This window comes from Rhodococcus sp. NCIMB 12038 (assembly GCF_002165735.1).
GTDB lineage: Bacteria > Actinomycetota > Actinomycetes > Mycobacteriales > Mycobacteriaceae > Rhodococcus_F.
In genome coordinates this window covers 56,950-79,975 of the sequence record NZ_NHML01000040.1, presented here as the reverse complement: position 1 = coordinate 79,975, position 23,026 = coordinate 56,950, and the positions used below count along the sequence as shown (strand labels likewise).

Below are 23,026 nucleotides of genomic sequence, written 5' to 3'. Positions count from 1 at the left end.
GCAGGCGCAAGCTCACCGCGATCGCGCAACGCGGCTTGCCCGACGCCGCCGCAATGTTCTCTACCCGTGCTGAACACAAGGACCTCCATCGGTGCCCCTCATCCGTGGATCGCGCGCATGCCGGTCGGTTCTCGCCGTTGCAGTGTTCGATGCTGTAAGAACGAGACCCGACCGCACTCTGTGCTCGAATCAGGCTGACATGTCCGAAGATGCCGGGCTGGTCGCCGCCGCGGCTTTCCACGATCGTCCTACCGCTGCCGAACGAGAGCTACGCCACAGGTAATAGGCAAGTGCCACAGAGATCAGCGTCGGGATGATCATCAGCTGGAAGATCGCCTCGGGGGTCCAGGACATGTCGATGAGGATGCCGACCCCGAGCGGCATCAGGGTCATGCCTATGCGACTGATGCCGATGCCGAGACCCATGGCAGCGGAACGGTTGTCCGCACTGAACAGGGCGGGCACGAGGGCATAGACGCTCACGCTGGTGGCGCACTGGCACAGGCCGAGAATCGGCGCGACCACCAAGGCGAAAGCAAGATCTGACGACAGCAATGAGAACACGGCGAGTAGAACCGCCGACAGCATCGCGAACACGGTGATCAGTGTGAACAACGAGAACCGCGTCGACAGGGCGGCAATGGCGAGCCCGGAGGCGGCAGCGCCGAGAGAGAGAAGAAGAACTCCGCTGGACCCACCGTCAGGGGACATTCCGGCGAGGACGAGAAGTTTGGGAAGCCACATACTGCAGAAGTACTGGGTGGTTATCGCGACGAGGAACAAGAGGGCGACCGCGCCCATCTGCGACGATCGGATGGCGAAGCCTACATCGTGCGCGCGGTCCTGTGACGTGGACGATCCGCTCGGCTGGGACGGCAGTGTCTCCGTTTTCTCATCCGGGTCGATTCCCATGCGTGTCAGGAGATCTGCGCGCTTCTGCTTCACGTCCGGGGTGTTCTTCGTGTCGAGGAAATCCGGAGTCTCCGGCACGAAAGCGACAACGAGAAGGCAGGCAATCAAGGTCAGAACTGCTCCGAGGACGAAGGCGCTCTGCCATCCTGCGCTTGCCATCAGGAGGGCGGCACCAGCTCCGCCGGCTGCACTACCGAGCGGAAATCCAACGGAGACGAAGCTGATCGCCGCCGCTCGCCTCCTGAGCGGCGCGAACTCGCCGATGGTGATCGTCAGGATCGGGAGCAATCCCCCCATTCCGATGCCGGTGAGCAGGCGAAAGACTGCCAGTTGGGTCACATCCGTGGCGGCGCCGGACAGTCCGATGAACGCGGTGATCGTGACCAGCGAGACGATGAGCTGCGAACGTCGGCCGTACCTGTCGGACAGCGGCGCCAGTACCAGTGCGCCGACCGCCATACCCACTGGTCCCATGGCAAGAAGGAGCCCGGTCTGGGTGCCCGTCAAGCCCCAGGCGTCGGCGAGCGGGACGACGGTAATCGAGATGGAGAGGAGGTCGTAACCCTCCGCCATGTTGGCGATCAGGCAAACGATCAGAACTCGAATCTGTAGCCGGCTGATCGGTGCCGAGTTGACAAGTTCCCGTGTGGTGGTCATGGGTATCCTCTGGTCGGGAAAGAGACCTGACAAATTCGTCTTCTGAGCTTTGGAGGAGCGAATACTGTTGCGCACCAGACAATTGCGTGCGTTCTCTGGTAGGTGGACCGCGCGATCTTCTGACTGGCGACGGGAATGTGACTTCGCCGAGGGGGTGACACCTCGACAACGACCGTCGGGGCGGAATCGCATGCGAATATCGCAGAGAGGCGTGGATCACGTCAAGGCCTTCGTTCCGGTATCGGCCCGGATGCGCGAGTCCGAGAGTCGCGGCGCCGTCGAGAAATTCGCAATCTGTGCAGTTGCTGGAGAGAAGCCTATGCACCGCACGGTTCTGCTGACGGGCCACCGTCCGGCACGCGCTGCTGACGGCGCTCCCGCCGTTCCCGCGCAAGTGCCCACCGATATTCACTACCGTTAGCTAAGGTGCACAGGTGAGGAATCGAGCGGAGGCGCCAAAGTGAACACGGAACATCTCGGGCTCCGCATCGAACGCACGGAGCGCTTACTCCGCGACAGGGTGACCGACAAGGTGCGAGAAGCGATTCTGCGGGGCGACCTCGAGCCCGGACGCAGGCTGACCGAGCGAGAGCTCGTTGAGCTCACCGGCGTGAGCAGGACCTCGCTGCGCGAGGCGCTGCGCAGCCTCCAGGCGGAAGGGCTCGTAGAGCGCTCGGAAGCGCGTGGAGTGCAGGTTGCTGTGCTTTCGGAGTCGGTCGTGGCCGAACTCTACGACGTAAGGGCAGCGCTCGAACCCGCAGCGGTCGAACTGTTCGTCCGCAACGCCTCGGACGAACAGGTACAGCAGCTCGTGGACGCCTTGAACCCCGTTCTCGATGACGCCGATGCCCCGTTGGACAGCAGTCGACGCTTCTACCAGATCCTGGTCGACGGGGCGGCGAACTCGATCATGCAGCAGATGTTCGGCTCGATCGAGGCCCGCATCACTTCACTGCGGAGGCTGTCGCTACGAACTCGCGGCCGCGCCGAGGCCAGCACGAACGAAATCCTTGAAATTGCCCGCCTCATTCAAGAACGGAACGCGAGCGCCGCTGCGGAGAGCGCGCGCAGGCATGTTCTCGCTGCGAAGGCAGCGGCACTTGACGTCGTCCGCGACACCCGGACGACGTCGGGCACCTGACCGAGGGGGAGAGGTCGAAAGCTCGCGCTACCTCCTGTGATCTGCAGTACCCGTGGGCTGTACACGCTGGCCGATGAGGTCAGGGGTGGCCCCGCCTTGCGGATCGCACCCCATTTTCAGTGAGCATTCGGAGCTGCCCTTTCGTGGGCGGGCGCGCCAACTTCCATTGACACCCTCATGTGGTACGGGATACGGTCATACAAAGAGTGATCGCGACCTCACAACCGACTTCTCACGCGCCTCGTCGCCGGCGAGAAGTTTGGTCGCGCGGACCCCGCGCCCGAACGTGAGGTTGCATCCAGTCACGACCCTCAGGCACTTACCGTTTTAGTCGAAGGAATGGTGTGAGATGACCGAAAGCGCCGGGACCCTCGTGGCCCCTCGTTTCCCCGCCGAGACGGACCGCGACTACGCGATGCTCATCGACGGCGAGTGGGTCGGGCCGGGTGACAGGGACACGTTCTCCTGCGTCGACCCGTATGAGAATCAACCCTGGGGACGCGTTCCGGTCGCAACCGCCGACGACGTCGACCGTGCTGTACGGGCGGCCCGACGGGCGTTCGACGAAGACGGCTGGCCGCAAACCCCCGCAGTCGTGCGCGCCGGACTACTCCGCCGACTCGCGGACCTGATCGAGCGGCACGCGGACGAACTCGCCAGAATTCAGATTCACGAGAACGGGAAACTGATCGGTGAGATGACCGGGGGTGCGCAAGCGCTCGCGATGCACGCCAGATTCGTTGCGGGACTTGCGGAGACGATTGGCGGCTCGTCAGTACAAGGGGTGCCCGGATTTACCGCCTACACCGTCCGGGAACCCATCGGCGTCGTTGCAGCGATCACCCCGTGGAACTCGCCGCTCACCCTGCTCGCTTGGAAACTTTTCCCAGCTTTGGCAGCGGGTTGCACCGTGGTGATCAAACCCTCGGAGGTGACACCGACCTCCACGCTGCGACTGGCTGAGCTCTGCCTCGAGGCCGGGTTCCCGCCAGGCGTGGTGAACGTGGTGACCGGGTTCGGTCAGCCTACGGGGGCGGCGCTGACCGCACATGCGGGCGTCGACAAGATCGCGTTCACCGGATCGACCGCCGCGGGGAAGGCGATGCTGGCCGCGGCCGGACCGCGGATCGGCAGGGTAACGCTCGAACTTGGCGGAAAGTCGCCGAACATCGTGTTCGGCGACGCAGATCTGGACAACGCCGTACACGGCGTCATGGGCGGGATTTTCGCCGCGACCGGTCAGACCTGCATGGCCGGCTCCCGGGTGCTGGTCGAGGAGTCCGTGTACGACGAGTTCGTCGAGCGACTCGCGGTTGCCGCGAGCAGCCTCACCTTGGGAGACCCTCTCGATCCCACTGTCGACGTGGGGCCGGTGGCCTGCCGCAATCAGTTCGACCGAATCCTCGAGTACATCGACATCGGCCAGGACGAGGGCGCCAAGGTCGCAGCCGGCGGTGCCCGAGATTCCGGCACACCGGAGACCGCGCGAGGCCTGTTCGTGCGGCCCACCGTGTTCGCCGGCGTCGACAACTCGTCGCGGCTCGCCCAGGAGGAGATCTTCGGGCCGGTGGCCAGTGTCGTTCGCTTCTCGGGGGAGGACGAGGCGACACGACTGGCAAACGACGTCGACTTCGGCCTCGCCGCCGGCGTCTGGACCAAGGATGTCGCCAGGGCTCATCGTATGGTCAAGCGCCTGCGCGCGGGAACGGTCTGGGTGAACGCCTACCGTGTCGTCCATTACGCGATGCCGTTCGGTGGTTTCAAGCAGAGTGGGCTCGGCCGTGAGCTTGGAACCGGCGCTCTCGATGCCTACACGGAGGTCAAGTCGGTCTACATCGACGAAGGCAACCGGCAGACCTTCGGACGACACTGAGGGTAGATGCGGCAGCCAGGACCGACTGACAAGTCGGTCCTGGCTGCGTTGCTCGACGATGCCCTTCCTGCCGTCGATCTCAGAGGTCTGGCCACTCGAGAAGGCGCGACGCATGACGAGTCGGCTGGATTGTCGAGGCGAGTCTCCGCGACCTGTTGGACGTCCGGACGTCCCGTGACCGCTTCGCTACCAGCGCGAAACCCCAACAGGCCACCCCAAAATCGGTAATAAGACATAGGCGAGAACTCTTCTGTAACCTTCGTCATATGTGATACCGTCATACATACTATGAAGGCGGCGTACGGCTAGATGCAGGCGTCGGTCGGAGTTGACGTAGATCATTCCGACGACCTGTGAGCGCCCAGGGCGCCGTAGATCATCCCTCTCGTCGAATCCGACGCCGCTCCGTACAAGCCCGATCCGAGGACAGGCAACTCCAATGGCAATGAGCTCAGAGACCAGTACCACAAAGCCGCACACCCCCGAGCAAGACCTCGTGCTCGTCGACGCCCGAGGCGACTACGCGGTGATGACCATCAATCGGCCGGAGAAGCGGAACGCCATGAGCTCCGCAGCCCAGCGTCGGTTCCGTGCGGCGCTCGCCGAGACCGTCGACAAGAAGGTTGTCGTACTGACCGGTACCGGTCCCTCGTTCTGCGCCGGAGTGGACCTCGTCGAGGTTCGCAGCGCGCCACGTCCAACCAGTCGTCCCAGCCAGACCCCGCTCAGTTGGACTCAGTGCCAGGCGGACCTGCGAGCGCATCCGGCGATCTTCGTCGCCGCCGTGAACGGATTCGCCCTCGGCGGGGGGTCGACTTTGATCAACAACTGCGAACTGGCAGTGGCCGCCGAATCTGCGACGATCGGCGCACCGGAGATGGGTTTCGGTGCGTGGCCCGTCCAGGCGGGACCGGCAATGATCAAGCGGGTGCTGCCCAAGCATGCGGCCGAGATCGTGTTCATGGCCAAGCGGGTCGATGCCGCCACGGCACTCCGGATGGGTTTGGTAAATGAGGTGGTGCCGGACGACCGGCTCCTGGATCGTGCATGCGAGATCGCAGCGCACATTGCAGGTTTCGACGCGATCGCTCTGGACTGGGGCAAGAAGGCCTATCACCAGCTTCAGGGCCTCGACTGGGACGACGCGTTGGACTACTCGACCTACACCAGCTCGATCATCGGTCAGGAGCAGGGGGTTGCCTCCGCCGCGGGTCTCGACCGCTTCGCAGCGGGACACCGCGGCTCGGGTCAGGGTGCCTGATCGGCATGAGCCACAACAACTTCAACGGGAGTGCTACGCGTGAGGAACGACGTGATTAGAGGGAAAGCGGCCGTTGTCGGCCTGGGAACTTCGAACTTTGGGGACATGTACCGGCAGCGGGACGCGCAGCGATCCTCGGAGGACCTCGGGGCCGTCGCGCTGCGCCAGGCGCTCGACGACGCCGGACTCGCCAAGTCCGACATCGACGGGCTTTGCTTGATGCGGATCCCGTCGTACCAGATGTTCGGCTCAATGCTGGGCCTCGACCCCGGGCAGTTGCGCCACGTCAGCCAATATGAGGCGGCGGGGCGCATGTCGGGGGTGGCGATGCAGGCCGCGGCCATGGCGATCGCGTGCGGCATGGCCGAAACCGTCGCCCTGGTGTACGGCAACAATGGCCGATCGGTCGGTGCGCGCTACGGCGGTGACTACGCGTACGGCCCGCTCTCGAGCTACGAGTCGGTCTACGGGATGACCTCGCCGGGCGCAGGCGTTGGACTGGCGTACAGCCGCTATGTCCACGAGTTCGGGGTTCCGGATGACGCCCTGGCGCCGCTGGCGATCAGCAACCGCAAGTTTGCGATGAACAATGAGCTGGCCGTCATGCGCAAGGAACTGACCTACGACGACTACATGAACTCCCGGTACATCGCGGAGCCGTTGCGGCTCTTCGACTACTGCCTGATCAACGACGGCGCGGTCGCGATGATCATGACCTCTGCCGAACGCGCGGCCGACCTCCGCAAGCCGCCGGTGCTGATCGACGGAATGGGCGCAAACACCACGGTGGCGACCACCTACCAGGTTCCGGACAACTTCTGGGCCTCGGCGACGGACGTTGCCGACCGGATGTGGGCGGAGTCGGGTCTGGGCCCGGCTGATATGGACGTGGCATCGATCTACGACAATTTCACACCGACGATCCTCTTCTCACTCGAGGCGTTCGGCTACTGCAAGCGCGGCACCGGCTGGGAGTTCGTGCGAGACGGCCGGATCGAGGCGGGTGGGGAGCTGCCGGTCAACACCAGCGGCGGGCACACCTCGGAGAGTTACATGCAGGGCTGGAACCATCTGGCGGAGCTGGTGCGTCAGGTCCGGGGAGAGTCGGCGAACCAGGTCCAGAAGTGCGACTACGCGCACTACATGTGCTACTCGCCAATCACCACCAGCATCGTCTTCTCGAAGGCGTGAGCCCAGTCTGCAGCGGAGGAAACGAACATGACCACATCGAATACGAGCTATGCGAAGCCGCTACCCGACACGGATGGTCTGCACGGGACCTTCTGGGAAGGTGCCCGTCGGGGAGAATTGCTATTGCAGCAGTGCCGTGAGTGCGGCACCAAGTGGAACCAGGGCAGCGGGTTCTGCCCGGGTTGTCTGGCCGCCGATTTCGACTGGGTGCCCGCTGCGGGCACCGGGACGATTTATGCGCGGATCTTCATGCATCAGGTCTACTGGCCGTCGTTCAAAGACGATGTTCCGTACAACGTCGTCTGGGTGAAACTCGACGAGGGGCCGCTGATGACCGCGAATGTCGTCGAAGCGTCGAAAGAGGACATCGAGATCGGGAAGCGGGTCGAGGTTGTATTCGAATCGGCAACCCCCGAGATCACCATCCCGCGGTTCCGCTTGGCCTGACCGCGATCAGGGTGAGTTGGTCGGCAGGCCGCATCTAGTTCGATCGTCATCCGTTTGGTCGCTGCGGACGTGCTTCGTCGTCGATAGACGCACCGCCGGACTGCCTACCGCCATGTGCCCCACCCTTCCGCGTGTCCGCTCAGCGCTGCGTCGCGAAAAAGCCTGCTCAACCATGCAGCACGGAGGAGTGCGATAGGTGGTGGGAGCCCAATTCGCCATTGACGGGCATATGAATTACGAGATACCGTCATACAAAGTCGGTCTAATAATAACCAAGATGCAGGAATTCGTCCTGCTGACGATCGCCGAGACCAATGATCTACGCACGCTTTGCAGCTCCCTGAGAGTCAGCGCGTGGCGCCGGCGGTGAGAAAGGGTGACAAAATGACGGTTCCCACGGACGACAGAGTCCGGGCCCAGCAACTCTACTTCCCGGTCCAGGACGAGAACGCGGCCCAGCGCTTCTTCTTCCCGGCTGGTGCGGAGGAAGTGCGCTTCGGCGCGAATGCGGCTCTCGAGGTGGCAGCACTGTGCGAGGAGTTCGGCTACCAGCGACCGTTCATTTTCAGCTCGCGCACACTCAACCGGACCACCGAGGTGGTGGACCGGATCGCCGAGTCCCTGAGGGCGAAGCTGGTCGGGCGAAGTGACCGTATCGGCGAGCACGCCCCCGTGAGCAACGTAATCGCTGCGATCTCCGAAGTGCGGCAAGCGAATGCCGACGTGTTGGTGTGCATCGGCGGCGGTTCAGTTATGGATTTCGGCAAATTTGTGCAGTTGGGCGTGACCGAAAACGTGCGAACGCGGGAGGATCTGCGCGCCCTGACAGTCGGCCAGGAACCCGTTTTGAACCAACGCCCAGATCTGCGGCAGATTACGATACCCACCACGTTCTCGCTGTCGGAGTGGACACCGGCAGGAACCCCGGTGGACGACGTGACCGGCAAGAAAATCGTCCTCCGGGTACCGGACGGGGTGGGTCGCACGATTGTCTACGACCCCGATGTCGTCCGTCATACGCCTGTCCGGCTCGCTCTCGTGACCGCGATCAGGGGCTTGGACCACTCGATCAACACGGTGTGTTCGACGGCGCCCAACGAGCTGTGCACAGTCCTTGCGCTGCAGGCGATCACCCACTTCCATACCGCGATTCCGCTACTGGCTCAGGGGAAGGCGGACATTGCGTTGCCGATGCTGCAGCGGGCCTCCTGGCTCGGTGGGGTCTGCCAGATGTCAGTTCCGCACGGTTTCAGCCACTTCATGGTCCACGTCCTCGCCCCGTGGGCTGACATCGGACACAGCGAGACCGCGTGCGTCATGATGCTCGCCCAGGCGCGATGGCTCCGCGAGCACGATGATCCGCGCCTCGCGGATGTGGCCGCGGCGATGGGTCGGCCGGGGGAGACCCTCGACGTGATCCTCTACGACCTACTACGGGAGATCGGCCTGCCCACGTCCCTGCGCGAGATCGGGATCGACCCGGCGCAGATCGACGGGGTTGTTCCGCATGCGCTCGCGCATCCGTATCTGACGCTTCACAACCTGCGCCCGATCACCACTGCGGACGACATACTGGCCGTGCTGTCCACCGTCGCGGAGTAGACCCGGGTGACGTCGACCAGCTGGAGCGGATTCTGGGGGTCACTGCCGAACCCCGATGAGGGGCCGAGGGCGGAGAACCGGCTCCGGGCTGGATCCGGTCATCGACCGAAATCTTTATCGAGAGAACAGAACTCGACCCCACAGACGGTCTGACTTGCGCCGCGGGGTGATAGCCACCATCCGTAGGTGAGCGGGCGAGGTGGCCCGGCTCGTCCCGGGCTCCACGCTCGAACTCGCACCCTCAACTGGCGGTGAGTTCGCGCACGTCAATGCAGATAAGGCCCCTGCCCACAGCAAGGGCAGCGAGAACACAGGAGGCAGAAAGATGAGTGCTGACCCAGGTGCACATTGGATCAACGGGCAGCCGGTGCGATCCACCGGAGAGCTGATCGAGGTGGTCAACCCGGCGACCGGCGCGATAGTCGGCACCGTGCCCTCCGGGGCGGCCGAAGACGTGGACGCGGCGGTGCGTGCAGCGCGCGCGGCGTTCGGCAGCTGGTCGACCACGTCCCTTGCCGATCGGGCAAAGGTCGTGGAACGGATTTCGGAGGGAATCAATGCCCGGAGTGAAGCGATTGCCAAGTCCGTCACCTCGGAGATGGGCTCGCCGATAGCTTTTTCCAGGGCCGTGCAGGTGGGCTTGCCGGTCGCGGTGTCAGCCACGTCCGCGGCCATGGCGCGGGACTTCGTCTGGGAGGAAGAGATAGGAAACTCCCTGATCATCCGAGAACCCATTGGGGTCGTCGGTGCGATCACGCCGTGGAACTTTCCGCTGCACCAGATCGTTGCGAAGGTGGCACCCGCGATCGTCGCGGGCAACACTGTCGTGCTCAAGCCGACCGAGGTTGCGCCACTCACCGCCGGGATTCTCGCCGAGGTCTCCGCAGAGGCCGGCCTCCCTGCCGGAGTGCTCAACATCGTGCACGGCACCGGCCCGCAGGTCGGCGAGGAGATCGCTCGGCACCCCGGAATCGACATGGTGTCATTCACCGGTTCGACTCGGGCGGGTAAGCGCGTTTCGGTGGTCGCCTCGGAGACGGTGAAGCGCGTCGCGCTCGAACTCGGCGGCAAATCCGCGTCGATCGTGCTCGAATCCGCCGACATCGGGGAAGCAGCGCGGGCCGGCTTGGCCGGCGCGTGGCTCAACGGTGGCCAGACCTGTTCGGCGTGGACACGGATGCTGGTACCGGCAGCCCACCACGACCGTATGGTGGAAGCTCTGGTGGCGGCGGCCGCCGCCCACCCGGTCGGGGACCCGATGGAGGAGACAACTGTGATCGGGCCGATGTCGTCGGAGATCCAGCGGCAGCGGGTCTCCCGCTATATCGAGCGCGGCGTCGCAGACGGCGCCAGGCTTGTCTCCGGCGGCCCGTCGCCGGTGCCCGGGTACGAGCAGGGCGCATTCGTGCAGCCGACCATCTTCGCCGATGTCGACCCCAGTAGCGTAATCGCACAGGAGGAGATCTTCGGGCCTGTGCTGACGGTGATTCCTTACTCCTCCGAGGAGGAGGCCGTCGAGATCGCGAATAACACGATTTACGGCCTGTCCGGCGCCGTATTCGGCGATCCCGACCAGGCGTTTGAAATCGCACGGAAGTTGCGTACCGGCCAGGTGACGGTAAACGACGGCCAATTCAATGTGCTGGCGCCGTTCGGCGGCTACAAGCAGTCCGGCAACGGTCGCGAGTTCGGGCGACACGGTCTCGAGGAATTCCTGGAAACCAAGTCAGTCCAGCGGTGAAAGTTGCCCGCTGCCGCGCGCGTGTCATATGCGGGGCAGCGGGGCTACCGAACACGACCCCGTTGAAACGGTCCACCCGTAGCCTTCCTGCCTCCGAGGTTTGCGGTGGGTCGCGTTGCCTGAGGTACTTCCCGTGGGCCCAACGGTCTCCCAACGTTTCAGCTCTGGGCGCGATCGGGTGGATGAGCTGAGCCGTTGCGTCCCAGATGATTTACCGGCGCGCGTGACGATTACCGCCGCGCACTTCGGGGATGCCGCTCCGACCTGCCTTGGTTGGGGCGGCAGCACTTTACCAATTCGGCTGAAACTGAACTCAGTGTCATTTTGCTACGCGGATCATGGAAGGTAGACCCAGTGGATTTCGAACCGAGCGAGCGAGCACATGCCTATATCGAGCAGCTCGACGCCTTCATCGACGGGCGTGTCGCCCCAGCGGAGGCCCGTTACGAACAGCAGCGTCGTGATCTCGCCGCTCTGGGCACCCCCCACGGGGTGCCCGGCGTGGTCGAGGAACTCAAGGCGGAGGCTCGCGCACGCGGGCTCTGGAACCTGTTCCTCCCGCATTCGACCGAACCCGCACACGGCCTGTCCCTTCTCGACTACGCCCCCCTCGCCGAGCGGTCGGGCTGGTATCCGCAACTCGCGCCAGAAGTGATGAACTGCTCGGCGCCGGACACCGGCAACATGGAGCTGCTCGACCTCTTCGCGACCGACGCCCAGCGCGAGCGCTGGCTGTCGCCACTACTACGGGGCGAGATCCGGAGCGCTTTCGCGATGACCGAACCCGATGTCGCGAGCAGCGACGCGAGCAACATCGGCACCAGCCTCCGGATCGAGGATGACGAAGTCGTCGTCAACGGGCGCAAGTGGTGGACCACCGGCGCGCTCGATCCGCGTACCGCGTTCTACATCGTAATGGGCGTCAGTGATCCTGACGCCGACCGCTCGAAGCGGCACTCGTTCGTGATAGTCCCTGCCGACACCCCGGGTGTGTCCGTGGTCCGCGATCTCAGCTACTACGGATACACCGACCAGAACGGTCACGGAGAGGTCCGCTTCGTTGATGTGCGGGTCCCGATCACAAATCTGATCGGCGAGTCGGGTGCCGGATTCGCCATGGCTCAGGCGCGGCTGGGGCCGGGACGGATCCACCACTGCATGCGGGCGATCGGCATGGCAGAGCGCGGAATCTCCTTGATGAAGGAACGGGCAGGGGAACGGACCACCTTCGGCCGCTCTCTCGCAAGCCAGGGCGTGGTCGGCGAGTGGATCGCCAATGCGCGTATCACCGTCGAGCAGTTGCGGCTCCTGGTGCTGAAAACGGCATGGTTGATCGACCGCCACGGAGCGAGCGCGGCGCGCACGGAGATATCGGCTATCAAGGTGGCCGTCCCGCGGGGAGTGTGCCGCATCCTGGACGACGCCGTACAGCTCTTCGGCGGGGCCGGCGTGAGCGGAGACACTCCGCTGCCGCTGCTCTGGGCGACCGCGCGCGCGATGCGAATCGCGGATGGCCCCGATGAGGTGCACCTTCGGTCGCTTGCCCGAACCGAGTTGGCGAAGTCATGAGCGTGCACTCGACGAACTCGGGCGTTCCCGGAGTGATCGGTCTGGAGAAGGAAGCCGTCGAGCAGTGGTTCGCGGTCTCCGTACCGGACGCGAGTCCACCGCTGTCGTTCGAATTGATTGCAGGTGGACATTCGAATCTCACCTACCGCGTCATCGATCAAAGGGGCCGGTCCTGGGTGCTCCGCCGGCCGCCGACTGGGCCGGTGCGTCCTGGTGCCCACAGCATGGAACGTGAGTGGCGCATTCTCAGTGCTTTGCAGACGAGCGCAGTCCCAGTGCCGCCTACGGCCGCGTTTTGCGAGGACGTGGCGGTGACCGGAGCCGAGTTTTACGTCATGGACTACGTCGACGGGATCGTGCTCGACGGCGGGGACAAAGCGGCGGCACTCTCCTCCGGCACTCGACGTCGGCTCTCCGACGAGATCGTCGCCACGCTGGCTCAGCTCCACCGAATTGATCCCGTTGTGATCGGACGGCGCCCCGATGCGAGGTCCGGCTCCTATGTCAGCAGACAACTCGAGCTGTGGATGCGCCAGATCATGGGCGGGGGTGCGCCCCGTACTCCGGAGATCGTTGAGGTCCACGACGTCCTCAGCGCGCGCAAACCTCCCCAGAGATCAATCGCGCTGACCCATGGTGACTTTCGGGTAGGCAATTTGCTCGTGTCGACCGCTGGGAAGATCGAAGCTGTGCTCGACTGGGAGCTCTGGACGATGGGCGATCCGCTCGCCGACCTGGGTTGGCTGGCGGCCTGGTGGACGCTCGACGCCGACGACGGCTGGTCGCCCGGTCGCGCCGACGGATTCCTCACCACCGCGGAGCTTGCCACCGCGTACCAGCGACTGACGCGTCGGGACACGTCCGACGTTCCGTATTACATCGGCTTCGCGCTGTGGCGGCTTGCATGTATCAGCGAGGGCGTGTACGCGCGCTATGCGGCGGGAATGATGGGGCAATCGCCGACATCGCTCGAAGCGCTTGCCGCTCGACCTCGGGAGCTGGCCGAAGCTGCGCGAGCGGCGCTTCTCTGACATCAGGCGTGGGACTGTCGCTGCCTACCGACTCTTGCGTCGGGAGTAGGGACTTCGAGCACGGACTACGGACGTCGAGATCACGACGAGCGACGGAGGGAGGTCCCACCATTACAAGGGTGGCGGGCAGTGGAGCACAGGAAGTCCGAAAAGCGCGGACCCGGGCACGGCTGGTCGAAGCCGCGCGGGGCGTTTTCAACCGGGATGGGTTTCACGACACCCGGCTTTCGGAAATCCCCGCGCACGCCGGCCTGTCGACGGGGACCTTCTACAACTACTTCACGTCGAAGGAGGAGGTTTTCCAGGCCGTCATGGAGGTCGTGCTCGAGGAGTTGCAGCATGAGCACGATGCCCAAAGTTCGGCTCTTCACGACCCTCCACTTCCTCCGGCCGACTCGATCCGCCGAGCGAACCGGCGGTATCTGACCGTCTATCGGAGCAACGCGCGACTGATGGCGGACACCATGCTGCTCGCCTCGGTGAACCCCGCCATCATGGACATCAAGCACAAAATTGACTGGATGTTCGAGGATCGCCTGGTACGAGCCCTCGCCCGCTGGCAGAAGAGGGGTCTCGCTGTTCTCGACCTCGACCCTGTTTACACAGCGAACTCACTCGCATACATGGTCGACCGCTTTGCACACGAGTTCTATTTCACCGGCAAGGACTACGACGAGGACAAGGCGATCGACGTGCTCACCACCATCTGGGTGCGTGCCCTCGGAATTTGCGAGAATTCTGAGTCAACAGAGGATCCGGACTGAAGCTGAGGTTCGTGGCTCATACCAGCCAAGACTCAGGCTACGGGCGATCAATGGAGTGAGTTCGGGCAGCACTGCCTCCCCAGCAGACAGTGCTGCGTATATCCGACGTATCCGTGCCCGAGTTAGGACTCGTTCGCCGAAGTGATTCCGCGCGGCGTTTGCGAGGAACACATTGACGGGCAGACCGTGTGCGGGATACCGTCATACAAAGTGAAGTGATGCGGGTCACGGTGTTGGCTCGCGCTCAGTGGAGAGGGAAGGCATTGACGGGTCTCGAGGATGCGGTGGTGGTGGTGACCGGGGGTGCCACGGGGATTGGTTTGGCGTTGGTTCGTGAGGCGGTGCGGCGTGGTGCGCGGGTGATGATCGTCGATGTCGACGAGGCCGGGGAGGCGGTGGCCGCTCTGCGTCGTGGCGGTGCCACTGTGGAGTCGACGATTGCGGATGTGTCCGATGTCGAGGCGGTGCGGCGTGCGGCGGCCGAGACCGTTGCCCGGTTCGGTGGGGTGGACGTGGTGTGTAACAACGCGGGTACGGCGGCGTTCGGGCCGTTGCAGGAGGTCGAACCGGGGGCTGCGAGCCGGGTGTTGCGGGTGAACGTGGAGGGTGCTTTTCATGTGATTCACGCGTTTGCGCCGGCTCTGGTGGAGTCCGCCGGTGCGGGTCGTCCCGCCTATCTGCTGAATACGGGGTCCGAGCATTCTCTGGGTGTCCCGCCGTATGTGGAGCCGATCAGCATCTACACGGTGAGTAAGTACGCCACTCTCGGGTTGACGATGACCGCGCACCGCGATCTCGGTCCGGCGGGGATCGGTGTGTCGATGCTTGCGCCGGGTTGGACTCTTACGGAGAACGTTCGTGGTCTTGTCGAGTCGAATCCCGTTGCGGCGGCGGCGATCGTGCCGTATGCGCAGGAGCCGGAGGAGGTCGCGGCGCGGGCCTTCGACGGGTTGTTGGCGGGGACGAGGGTCATCGCTACCAACCCGCACAGTCGGGCGTTTGCGATGGAGCATGCGCGCAGCCTGATGGTCGATATTCAGGCGCTTCCCGTCGTCGAGGACCCGGGTGGGCATGTTCATGACGGCTCGGGTGATGTGGGTGCGTGCCCGGTCTTCGGTGGGCGTTAGCCGCAAACGGAACCAGTGGTCAGCGGGCTGCTGTGGTGAATCAACAATGATCGTGAGGAAACGCGAAATGGGTCGTGTGGTCTTCGTCCAGGCGGACGGGTCGAAGCGGGAGGTCGAGGCCGTCGACGGTCAGTCGGTGATGCAGGTGGCGCGGGCGAATCTGGTGCCGGGCATCGTGGCCGAGTGTGGTGGTGAGTTGTCGTGTGCGACTTGTCATGTTTATGTCGATGAGCAGTGGGTGGGGTTTCTTCCGGCTCGTTCGGCCGATGAGGTGGACATGCTCGAGGTGGCTGCGGAGGAGCCGACGGAGTGCAGTCGGCTGTCCTGCCAGGTCCAGTTCGAGGCCGTTCTGGACGGGATGGTCGTGACCATCCCCAACACGCAATAGTCGACGGGCCGATGGTAATGACACAGGAGCAGCGAATGGCACAGGAGCAGCCACTCATCGGGGACCATGTGGTGATCGTGGGAGGCGGACAGGCCGGCGCGGAGTGCGCGGCCGCTCTGCGGATGGCGGGGCACCGAGGCCGGTTGACAATCCTGGCCGAGGAGACCTCCTATCCCTACGCGCGGCCCCCGCTGTCGAAGGCCTACCTGTCCGGTACTGCGACGGTGGACGATCTGTACATCCGACCACCTGCGACCTACGCCCAGCAGGACCTGGAGATCCGACTCGGCACCCGGGTTACAGCGATCGACCGCGAGAGCCGGTATGTACGGGTCGACGCCCGACCTGACGTTCCGTATGACCGGCTGGTGCTTGCGACCGGAGGCCGGGCCCGCACGCTTCCGCTGCCAGGCGCCGAGTCGGCTCCGAATGTCCACACGTTGCGTGGTCTCGCCGACATCGACGCAATGCGGGAGCAATTCACGCCCGATGCCAACCTGGTGGTCATCGGGGGAGGGTACGTCGGCCTCGAGGTGGCCGCTGTGGCGCGCAAGGCCGGTCTGCAGGTCACGGTGCTCGAGGCGGCGCCTCGGGTCCTGGCGCGAGTGACCGCTGCCGTGGTCAGCGGATTTTACGAGAGGGTGCACACGGAACAGGGTGTCGACGTGCGGACCGGCTGCTCCGTCAGCGGTCTCGAAATCGGACCGGAAGGTAGGGCGACCGGCGTCACCCTCGCGGACGGTGAACGCCTCGCCGCCGATCTAGTGGTCGTCGGCATCGGGCTGATCCCAAACACAGAACTCGCCGAGGAAGCAGGTCTGGCAGTCGACGACGGCATTCTCGTCGACGAATACTGCCGTACCGCGGATCCGCGCATCCTGGCGATAGGGGACTGCACGCGACACCCATGTGACCAGCACGGCGGGTTCCGCAGGCTGGAGTCGGTGCCGAACGCCATCGAACAGGCCCAGGTGGCGGCCGCAGTCCTGACCGAAGCCCCGCGTGCTTATGACGCGGTGCCCTGGTTCTGGTCTGACCAGTACGACGTGAAACTGCAAACGGTCGGACTTTCGGCCGGCCACGACGAAGTTGTGGTGCGAGGGAGTGCCGACACCGGGCGATCGTTCACGGTCTTCTACCTCAAGGATGGTGAGGTCCGGGCCGCTGACGTGGTCAACTGCCCTCGAGACTTCATGGTCGCGAAGAAACTGGTCGCTGCGCGCGCTCGCATCTCGAGCGACCGGTTGCGGGACCAGTCGACACCTCTCAAGCAGTGCCTGGTGAGCGGAGTCTAGATTGCCGGACAACGCCGCGTCCCACCCATGAATCGGTCGTCCGCTCGCCAAGGTAGAGATCCTGCTCCCTGCCCCGATAGGGGCAGGGCTCTTCCAGTCCTTCGCTTGATCTCCACCTCGCCGACTAGCCGCGGTGTGAGTTCAGCCCATGGGTGAACTAGCTCTTCCCCGTTCGTGGCGGGTGGTTTGAGCACTTCTCGAAGATGTGGGCGGGGTCGTACCCGCCTGTTCCAGTTCGAATTAGGAGAACGATGATGACCTCGCGACCGCTAGGCAGCAACCAGAACTGGCTTGACCAGATCGACCGACACGCTCACCTGATGCCCGACCGCCCGGCGCTCGTATTCCGAGGTGTGACCACGACCTGGGCCGATCTGCGCACCCGGGTTTCCGCGCTCGCGGGCGCACTCGCGGATCGCGGGGTCCGGCGCGGGGACCGAGTCGCGGTGCTGATGAGCAACCGCCCGGAGTTTGTGGAGACCGTGCTTGCCGCCAATGCACTGGGAGCGATCGCCGTACCGGTCAATTTCCGGCTCTCCCCGGACGAGGTGCGGTTCATCCTCCGTGACAGCGGTGCGGTCGCGCTCGCCGCGGACGCTGACCTCGCAGCGTTGGCCGCCGAGGTTCACGATGCCTTGTCCGGGCCCGCGGTCGTGCTGATCAGCGGCATCGAGGGCGGGGAGTTCGACGCCCTGGCCGCAGGTCCGGGACGCGAGCGCACCGTCGAGCTCGGTGAGCACGACCCGGCGCTCATCATGTACACATCCGGGACGACCGGCCGTCCGAAGGGAGCAGTTCTCACCTACCTCAACCTGGCAGTCCAGACTCAGACGATGACCCGGATCTGGCGGCTCTACCGCGAGGACGAGATCAACCTTTGCGCCTCGCCGATGTTCCATATCGCCGCGATCGGCAGCATCGCGCCGATGATCGCGACGGGCGGGACCACGGTAATCATGCCGAGTGGCCAATTCGACCCCGAGATCATGCTGGACACACTCGAGCGCGAGCGCATCACGCACGTGTTCATGGTCCCGGCCCAGTGGCAGGCTGTGGTGGACGTACCGGATGCAGGCAAGCGTGCCGCCCATCTGCGAGTCATGTGCTGGGGTGCGGCACCCGCGACCATCACGCTACTGGAGCGGATGTCCAGGACAGTCCCTGGCGTGCCGAACGTCTGCACCTTCGGCCAAACCGAGATGTCGCCCACCACCACTGTGCTCGACGGCGAGGACGCGATCCGTAAGATCGGCTCGGTCGGCCGCCCTGTCCCTGCCGTGGACATCCGCATCGTGGACGACGAGATGAAGGACGTCCCTCGTGGCGCCGTCGGCGAGATCGTATACCGCGGTCCTGGTCTGATGCAGGGCTATTGGAACCTGCCCGAGGCGACCATGGAGGCCTTCGAAGGTGGCTGGTTCCACTCCGGGGATCTCGTGCGCGAGGACGAGGACGGATTTCTATTCGTCGTCGATCGTAAGAAAGACATGATCATCTCGGGTGGGGAGAACATCTACTGCGCCGAGGTGGAGAACGTGCTGGCCGCGCACCCCGCGATCGCGGACGTCGCGGTGGTTGCTGCTCCCCACGCGAAATGGGGGGAGACCCCCGTTGCCGTGGTGGTCCCACTGGATCCCATGGCCCCGCCATCCTTCGACGAGATCATCGAGTGGTGTCGGCCGCGAATGGCTGCGTACAAGAAGCCGACACAGCTGCTCCTGCTTGACGTCTTGCCCCGAAATGCATCGGGCAAGGTGCTCAAACCGGTGCTACGCCGGTATGCTGCGGAGCACGTTGTTGCTCCGGCCACCTAGCCGCGTCCTGCGTCCCCCGCGACACCGAGGAAACCTCATGATCACAACACTTTTCAGAACCGTCGCGACACCATTGGCGGTGTTCCTCGACCACGTGATGGTGCCGCGACGGACGCGCGCGTTCTACGAGTTCATCGACGACTACCGTGACGAGCTCGATGCCACCGGTCGTCGGGAGGTGTCGTAGACGTATACCGAATTGTGGGCGGACATCGCGATTCTGGTGTTGGCCGGGTTCGTGGGGTGCGCGGTGAACTCGAAGGTGATCGATCGGATCGATCTCCTTCTGGAGATCGCTGCCGAACGCAGGCATCGACAACCCGTTGTTCTTCGCCGAAGCTACCTCCATGCTCTACGGGGACACGAAGAAGTCGGTCGCCGAGCTCACCGAGGCACTCAAAGCGCTCAAGGAGATGGCCGCAAATGCCGGGAAACAGGGTTCGCCTCGATATCGACGACCACGGCGTTGCCACGGTCGCCATGGAACGGATCGACAAACACAACGCGCTGGACCGGGCGATGTTCGACGCCTTGCTCGACGTTGCAGCCCAACTCGCCGTCAACAAGAGGGTCCGTGCAGTCGTGTTGCACGGCGCAGGCAAGAGCTTCTGCACTGGCCTCGATATTGCCAATTTCCTCGAGGCGCGAGGCGGAGGTATCGAGCAGCTGTTCGCTCGCGGGTATGGCGAAGTAGCCAACTACGCCCAGAGGGCCGCCTACGACTGGTCCCTCGTCCCCGTTCCCGTGATCGCCGCGATTTCTGGTAACTGCTTCGGAGGGGGCTTGCAAATCGCGCTCGGCGCCGACATCCGTGTCGCGGCTCCGGACGCCAGGCTATCGATCATGGAAGTGAAGTGGGGGCTCGTGCCCGACATGGCAATCACACAGACACTGCCGCGAATAGTCGCGGTCGACGTTGCCAAGGAGCTGACCTTCACCGGGCGCATCGTCAGTGGCAGTGAGGCCCTGACCCTCGGTCTGGTGACTCGGGTCGCCGAGGATCCCCTCGCGGCAGCACTGGGCCTCGCTCGCGCCATCGCTCAGAATTCACCTGACGCAGTCCGCGCAGCCAAGCGACTCTACGACGAAACCTGGACACGTCTTGACCCCGCCGCAGCGCTTGCTCTGGAGAGCGAACTGCAAATCGACTTGTTGGACAAGCCTAATCAAGTGGAGGCAGTCTCAGCCGGCCTCCAGAAGCGCACCCCTACATTCCGCGATCCTGAATAAGTCCGAAATGTGGATACACGTTGCGGCTTTCGCGGATGTGCGAGATTACCCGTGCGCTTGAGGAGCGACGGCGGCCATGGCCTCGTCGAGTGCGGTGGCGAAAGTGCCGGCAGTTCCGCTTTCGAGCCATGCTTGCTGAGCCGCGACGAGGCAACCGAAGGCTGCTGCGGTGACCGCACGCGGTGTCGGGTCACCTGTCGGGTACGGACGGTCGTGGTCAGCAGCGCGCTCGTGTAAGAGCGTGACGACAACCTCTTGCATCCGTTGTTGTTTCACGAGATAGCTGGCAAACAGGTTCGGGTTGGAGAAGACAACTCGCTGCATGGGGGCGGCAACAAAGTCCTTGTCGAGGGTGTCGATGTGGGGCACGAGGAGATCGAAGATCGCCCGGAGCGATTGCCAAACCGGTTCGTTTTCCGGGCGCGCGCGGAACCCGTCGACCAACTCCTCGACGAGATAGTCGAGTTTGCCGAGGACGAGATCCTCTTTGGTGGGGAAGTACCGGAACACGTTGCGCCTGGACATACCCACTGCCGTGGCGATGTCGTCGATCGTGGTCGCCTCGTACCCGCGGTCGATGAAAAGCGCGTTGGCAGCCTCCGTGATCTCCCGCGCCACCGCCTGCCGCGTGCGCTCGCGGATTCCAGACATCTTATCCTCGCCCATGCCGTGAAGCTTAACACCAAGAGGCGTGGTTGACACTGAGTGACAACAATTGCATCATGTGACGAGACGCTGTCGCAGGCCGCCGAACATGACCATTGGGCCTACCCGTCGGGTTGAGGTTGCATCGATCGCGGACCCGGAAGCGTCGAACGACCATCGAACTTCGAGAAGGAGAAACCAGGATGTCTGTAAACAAGGTCGCGCTCGTCACCGGAGCGTCCTCAGGTATCGGAGCGGACGCTGCCCTGCGTCTCAAGGATGCCGGCTACACCGTCTACGGCGCCGCGCGTCGGGTGGAGCGGATGTCCTCGCTTCAGAAGGCGGGTGTGAAGCCGATCGCTCTCGATGTCACCGACGAGACGTCGATCCGTACCGTGGTGGATGCGATCGTCGGCGATTCGGGACGGATCGACGTCCTCGTCAACAACGCCGGATACGGCTCGTACGGCTCGATCGAAGACGTCCCGTTGGACGAGGCGCGCGCGCAGATCGAGGTCAACCTATTCGGGCTGGCCCGCCTCACCCAGCTGGTCCTGCCGCACATGCGTGCGCAGCGCAGCGGTACCGTGATCAACATCAGCTCCATGGGGGGCAAGCTCGTCACCCCGCTCGGCGGCTGGTACCACGCCAGCAAGTACGCGGTCGAAGCCCTCAGCGACGCGCTGCGAATCGAGACCGCGCAGTTCGGCATTCATATCGTGGTTGTAGAACCCGGCTCCATCCGTACCGAATGGGGCTCGATCGCCGCTCAGAAGCTGAAGCAGACGTCCGGCAACGGCGCCTACTCCTCGCTCGCCGACGGCGTCGCCACCACCCTCGCCGCCAGCTCCGAGCCTGGCGCGCGCAACACGTCCGGACCGGAGGTCGTCGGCAAGGCCATCGTGAAGATCGCCCGGGCTCGCAGGCCCCGCACCCGGTACCGTGTCGGGTTCGGCGCCGCGCCGGTGATGTTACTGCGGTGGCTTCTGCCTGACCGCGCCTTCGACGCCATCATCCGTCGCGCCTTCAACATCTGAACACTGACCGCAGTTGGGGGTTCAACTCCTACGGACGGTTTCGGATATACGCCCGGTGCAGTTGACTTAGCAGCCGGCCGACGAACGCGATCTTCGGCCATCTGATCGCGGACCGTCCGAACCACCGCCGATGCCGCCAACCATGTTGAGCGGCGGTACAGACACGTGCGCACTCCAGGCAGACATCGGTGTGAAGACGTCTACTGTGCAAGCACGCGAAGGTGCTCCTCGGCACTACCGTAGGTGTGTTCGATGGCGGTCAGTCGGCTGGCGTAGTGCCCGACCGGATATTCGGCGGTGACGCCGATGCCGCCATGCAGCTGGATTGCTTCCTGGCTGAGCTTCCTCGAGGACCGCGAGATTTGCAGCTTCGCGCGAGATGCGACCTTCGGATCAACGATGCCACCTGCCAGTGACATGGTTGCGTACAGCGACATGCTCCGTGCCAATTCGAGTAGGACGTACATGTCCGCTGCACGGAAGGTCAGCGCCTGGAAATTTGCGAGTGGAACGCCGAACTGTCTGCGCTGCTTGAGGTAATCGGTCGTCAACGTCAAAGCTTCTTCCATGGCGCCGACTGCCTCGGCGCAGAGCGCGGTCTGTGCCTTCACCTCGGCTGCCACGATCGCTGCCCGCACGTCGGAGGCGTCACCACCCAGCGGTTCGGCTGCGACGTCGGTGAACGAGATCTGTGCTGCCCGCTGACCGTCGTGGGTCCGGTACGGCTTCCGTATCAGCCCCGCCGCGTCACCGTCGACCAGGAACAGTCGGACGTCACCACCGGGCAATGTCGCGCTCACGACGAGAAGATCAGCGCTACCGCCATGCGGCACGGGGTTCTTGGTCCCGCTCAACGACCACATCTCCCCGTCCACGCTCGCAGTCGTGTTCACTGCAATGTGTGGCCAGCGACTTCCGGGCTCATTGTGGGCGAACGCAAGCAACGTACTACCCTCGGCAACGCCGGGCAGTATTCGCTTCCGTTGATCGACCGAGCCAACGTCGGAGATCAATCCGCCCGGTACCAGCACGGCGTCGAGAACCGGCTCCGGTGCCAGGCGGCGACCGACCTCGGCCATCACGGCCATGATCTCCACGGGACCTGCCTCGGTTCCTCCGTCTTCCTCCGAGAAACCAAGGCCGAGAACGCCGACCTCGGCCAGTTGCTTCCAGACAACTGAAGACCAGCCGAGCTGACCGCCGACGACATCGTTGCGCTTCTCGGTGTCATAGGCGCGCGTGAGCACTTCGCGAGTGGTGTCGCGAAGAAGTTTCTGCTCTTCGTCGAGTTCGAAATTCAT

20 protein-coding genes and 1 pseudogene are annotated in these 23,026 nt (G+C 64.1%); 18 read left to right on the top strand and 3 right to left on the bottom strand.

The window, feature by feature from the left end:
* Nucleotides 1-189: 189 nt before the first annotated feature.
* On the bottom strand, nucleotides 190-1,644 hold the full coding sequence (locus tag CA951_RS38130) for an MFS transporter (RefSeq protein WP_179220471.1): 1,455 nt from the start codon (nucleotides 1,642-1,644) through the stop codon (nucleotides 190-192).
* Between the two features lie 385 nt (nucleotides 1,645-2,029).
* Here CA951_RS38130 and CA951_RS38125 point away from each other — a divergent pair, with 385 nt between their 5' ends.
* The 17 genes and pseudogenes from CA951_RS38125 to CA951_RS38055 all read left to right on the top strand — a co-directional run bounded on the left by CA951_RS38125 (nucleotide 2,030) and on the right by CA951_RS38055 (nucleotide 20,043).
* Entirely contained in the window at nucleotides 2,030-2,710 is a 681-nt protein-coding gene (locus CA951_RS38125; protein ID WP_087561797.1) for a GntR family transcriptional regulator, read from the top strand.
* 349 nt (nucleotides 2,711-3,059) lie between these two features.
* Nucleotides 3,060-4,583 (top strand): aldehyde dehydrogenase, encoded by a 1,524-nt coding sequence (locus CA951_RS38120; protein ID WP_087561796.1) that lies wholly within the window; start codon nucleotides 3,060-3,062, stop codon nucleotides 4,581-4,583.
* Between the two features lie 445 nt (nucleotides 4,584-5,028).
* A complete protein-coding gene (locus tag CA951_RS38115; RefSeq protein ID WP_179220470.1) occupies nucleotides 5,029-5,844 on the top strand; it encodes an enoyl-CoA hydratase/isomerase family protein in 816 nt (271 codons plus the stop codon).
* A gap of 105 nt (nucleotides 5,845-5,949) precedes the next feature.
* Nucleotides 5,950-7,035 (top strand): hypothetical protein, encoded by a 1,086-nt coding sequence (locus CA951_RS38110; protein ID WP_087561794.1) that lies wholly within the window; start codon nucleotides 5,950-5,952, stop codon nucleotides 7,033-7,035.
* A 27-nt stretch (nucleotides 7,036-7,062) separates the two neighbouring features.
* On the top strand, nucleotides 7,063-7,482 hold the full coding sequence (locus CA951_RS38105) for a Zn-ribbon domain-containing OB-fold protein (RefSeq protein WP_087561793.1): 420 nt from the start codon (nucleotides 7,063-7,065) through the stop codon (nucleotides 7,480-7,482).
* 354 nt (nucleotides 7,483-7,836) lie between these two features.
* On the top strand, nucleotides 7,837-9,084 hold the full coding sequence (locus CA951_RS38100; RefSeq protein ID WP_087561792.1) for an iron-containing alcohol dehydrogenase: 1,248 nt from the start codon (nucleotides 7,837-7,839) through the stop codon (nucleotides 9,082-9,084).
* 199 nt (nucleotides 9,085-9,283) lie between these two features.
* Entirely contained in the window at nucleotides 9,284-10,825 is a 1,542-nt protein-coding gene (locus tag CA951_RS38095; protein ID WP_306300876.1) for an aldehyde dehydrogenase family protein, read from the top strand.
* Between the two features lie 354 nt (nucleotides 10,826-11,179).
* Nucleotides 11,180-12,394 (top strand): acyl-CoA dehydrogenase family protein, encoded by a 1,215-nt coding sequence (locus CA951_RS38090; protein ID WP_087561790.1) that lies wholly within the window; start codon nucleotides 11,180-11,182, stop codon nucleotides 12,392-12,394.
* Between the two features lie 32 nt (nucleotides 12,395-12,426).
* Nucleotides 12,427-13,425 carry a phosphotransferase family protein gene (locus tag CA951_RS38085; protein ID WP_256974247.1) on the top strand — a complete coding sequence of 333 codons (999 nt, stop codon included), beginning with the start codon at nucleotides 12,427-12,429 and terminating at the stop codon, nucleotides 13,423-13,425.
* A gap of 119 nt (nucleotides 13,426-13,544) precedes the next feature.
* The gene (locus CA951_RS38080; protein WP_179220469.1) at nucleotides 13,545-14,189 is read left to right on the top strand and encodes a TetR/AcrR family transcriptional regulator; all 645 of its coding nucleotides are present in this window, start codon (nucleotides 13,545-13,547) and stop codon (nucleotides 14,187-14,189) included.
* Nucleotides 14,190-14,452: 263 nt separating this feature from the next.
* The gene (locus tag CA951_RS38075) at nucleotides 14,453-15,316 is read left to right on the top strand and encodes an SDR family NAD(P)-dependent oxidoreductase (RefSeq protein ID WP_179220468.1); all 864 of its coding nucleotides are present in this window, start codon (nucleotides 14,453-14,455) and stop codon (nucleotides 15,314-15,316) included.
* Between the two features lie 67 nt (nucleotides 15,317-15,383).
* Complete coding sequence (locus tag CA951_RS38070; RefSeq protein WP_087561786.1) at nucleotides 15,384-15,704, top strand: 2Fe-2S iron-sulfur cluster-binding protein; 321 nt, start codon at nucleotides 15,384-15,386, stop codon at nucleotides 15,702-15,704.
* Between the two features lie 35 nt (nucleotides 15,705-15,739).
* Nucleotides 15,740-16,999 (top strand): NAD(P)/FAD-dependent oxidoreductase, encoded by a 1,260-nt coding sequence (locus CA951_RS38065; protein WP_087561785.1) that lies wholly within the window; start codon nucleotides 15,740-15,742, stop codon nucleotides 16,997-16,999.
* Between the two features lie 251 nt (nucleotides 17,000-17,250).
* A complete protein-coding gene (locus CA951_RS38060; RefSeq protein WP_373415063.1) occupies nucleotides 17,251-18,813 on the top strand; it encodes a long-chain-fatty-acid--CoA ligase in 1,563 nt (520 codons plus the stop codon).
* 37 nt (nucleotides 18,814-18,850) lie between these two features.
* On the top strand, nucleotides 18,851-19,000 hold the full coding sequence (locus CA951_RS43690) for a hypothetical protein (RefSeq protein WP_179220467.1): 150 nt from the start codon (nucleotides 18,851-18,853) through the stop codon (nucleotides 18,998-19,000).
* 118 nt (nucleotides 19,001-19,118) lie between these two features.
* A pseudogene (locus CA951_RS43095) lies at nucleotides 19,119-19,220 on the top strand (hypothetical protein); the annotation flags it as partial.
* A 16-nt stretch (nucleotides 19,221-19,236) separates the two neighbouring features.
* A complete protein-coding gene (locus tag CA951_RS38055; RefSeq protein WP_087561784.1) occupies nucleotides 19,237-20,043 on the top strand; it encodes a crotonase/enoyl-CoA hydratase family protein in 807 nt (268 codons plus the stop codon).
* Between the two features lie 45 nt (nucleotides 20,044-20,088).
* Here the strand turns inward: CA951_RS38055 and CA951_RS38050 are convergent, their stop codons facing one another.
* Nucleotides 20,089-20,709, bottom strand: a complete 621-nt coding sequence (locus CA951_RS38050; protein ID WP_087561783.1) for a TetR/AcrR family transcriptional regulator — start codon at nucleotides 20,707-20,709, stop codon at nucleotides 20,089-20,091.
* Nucleotides 20,710-20,891: 182 nt separating this feature from the next.
* On the opposite strand from CA951_RS38050, the gene CA951_RS38045 reads away from it, so the two are divergent.
* Nucleotides 20,892-21,725, top strand: coding sequence for an oxidoreductase (locus tag CA951_RS38045; RefSeq protein ID WP_087561782.1), 834 nt, complete (start codon nucleotides 20,892-20,894; stop codon nucleotides 21,723-21,725).
* 200 nt (nucleotides 21,726-21,925) lie between these two features.
* Here the strand turns inward: CA951_RS38045 and CA951_RS38040 are convergent, their stop codons facing one another.
* A complete protein-coding gene (locus CA951_RS38040; protein ID WP_087561781.1) occupies nucleotides 21,926-23,026 on the bottom strand; it encodes an acyl-CoA dehydrogenase family protein in 1,101 nt (366 codons plus the stop codon).

Bases quoted from the DNA above. Each gene is read 5' to 3' on its own strand.
- CA951_RS38115 (WP_179220470.1), top strand. From the start codon at position 5,029: ATGAGCTCAGAGACCAGTACCACAAAGCCGCACACCCCCGAGCAAGAC.
- CA951_RS38065 (WP_087561785.1), top strand. From the start codon at position 15,740: ATGGCACAGGAGCAGCCACTCATCGGGGACCATGTGGTGATCGTGGGA.
- CA951_RS38105 (WP_087561793.1), top strand. From the start codon at position 7,063: ATGACCACATCGAATACGAGCTATGCGAAGCCGCTACCCGACACGGAT.
- CA951_RS38070 (WP_087561786.1), top strand. From the start codon at position 15,384: ATGGGTCGTGTGGTCTTCGTCCAGGCGGACGGGTCGAAGCGGGAGGTC.
- CA951_RS38120 (WP_087561796.1), top strand. From the start codon at position 3,060: ATGACCGAAAGCGCCGGGACCCTCGTGGCCCCTCGTTTCCCCGCCGAG.
- CA951_RS38055 (WP_087561784.1), top strand. From the start codon at position 19,237: ATGCCGGGAAACAGGGTTCGCCTCGATATCGACGACCACGGCGTTGCC.
- CA951_RS38040 (WP_087561781.1), bottom strand. From the start codon at position 23,026: ATGAATTTCGAACTCGACGAAGAGCAGAAACTTCTTCGCGACACCACT.
- CA951_RS38110 (WP_087561794.1), top strand. From the start codon at position 5,950: ATGTACCGGCAGCGGGACGCGCAGCGATCCTCGGAGGACCTCGGGGCC.
- CA951_RS43690 (WP_179220467.1), top strand. From the start codon at position 18,851: ATGATCACAACACTTTTCAGAACCGTCGCGACACCATTGGCGGTGTTC.
- CA951_RS38045 (WP_087561782.1), top strand. From the start codon at position 20,892: ATGTCTGTAAACAAGGTCGCGCTCGTCACCGGAGCGTCCTCAGGTATC.
- CA951_RS38050 (WP_087561783.1), bottom strand. From the start codon at position 20,709: ATGGGCGAGGATAAGATGTCTGGAATCCGCGAGCGCACGCGGCAGGCG.
- CA951_RS38060 (WP_373415063.1), top strand. From the start codon at position 17,251: ATGATGACCTCGCGACCGCTAGGCAGCAACCAGAACTGGCTTGACCAG.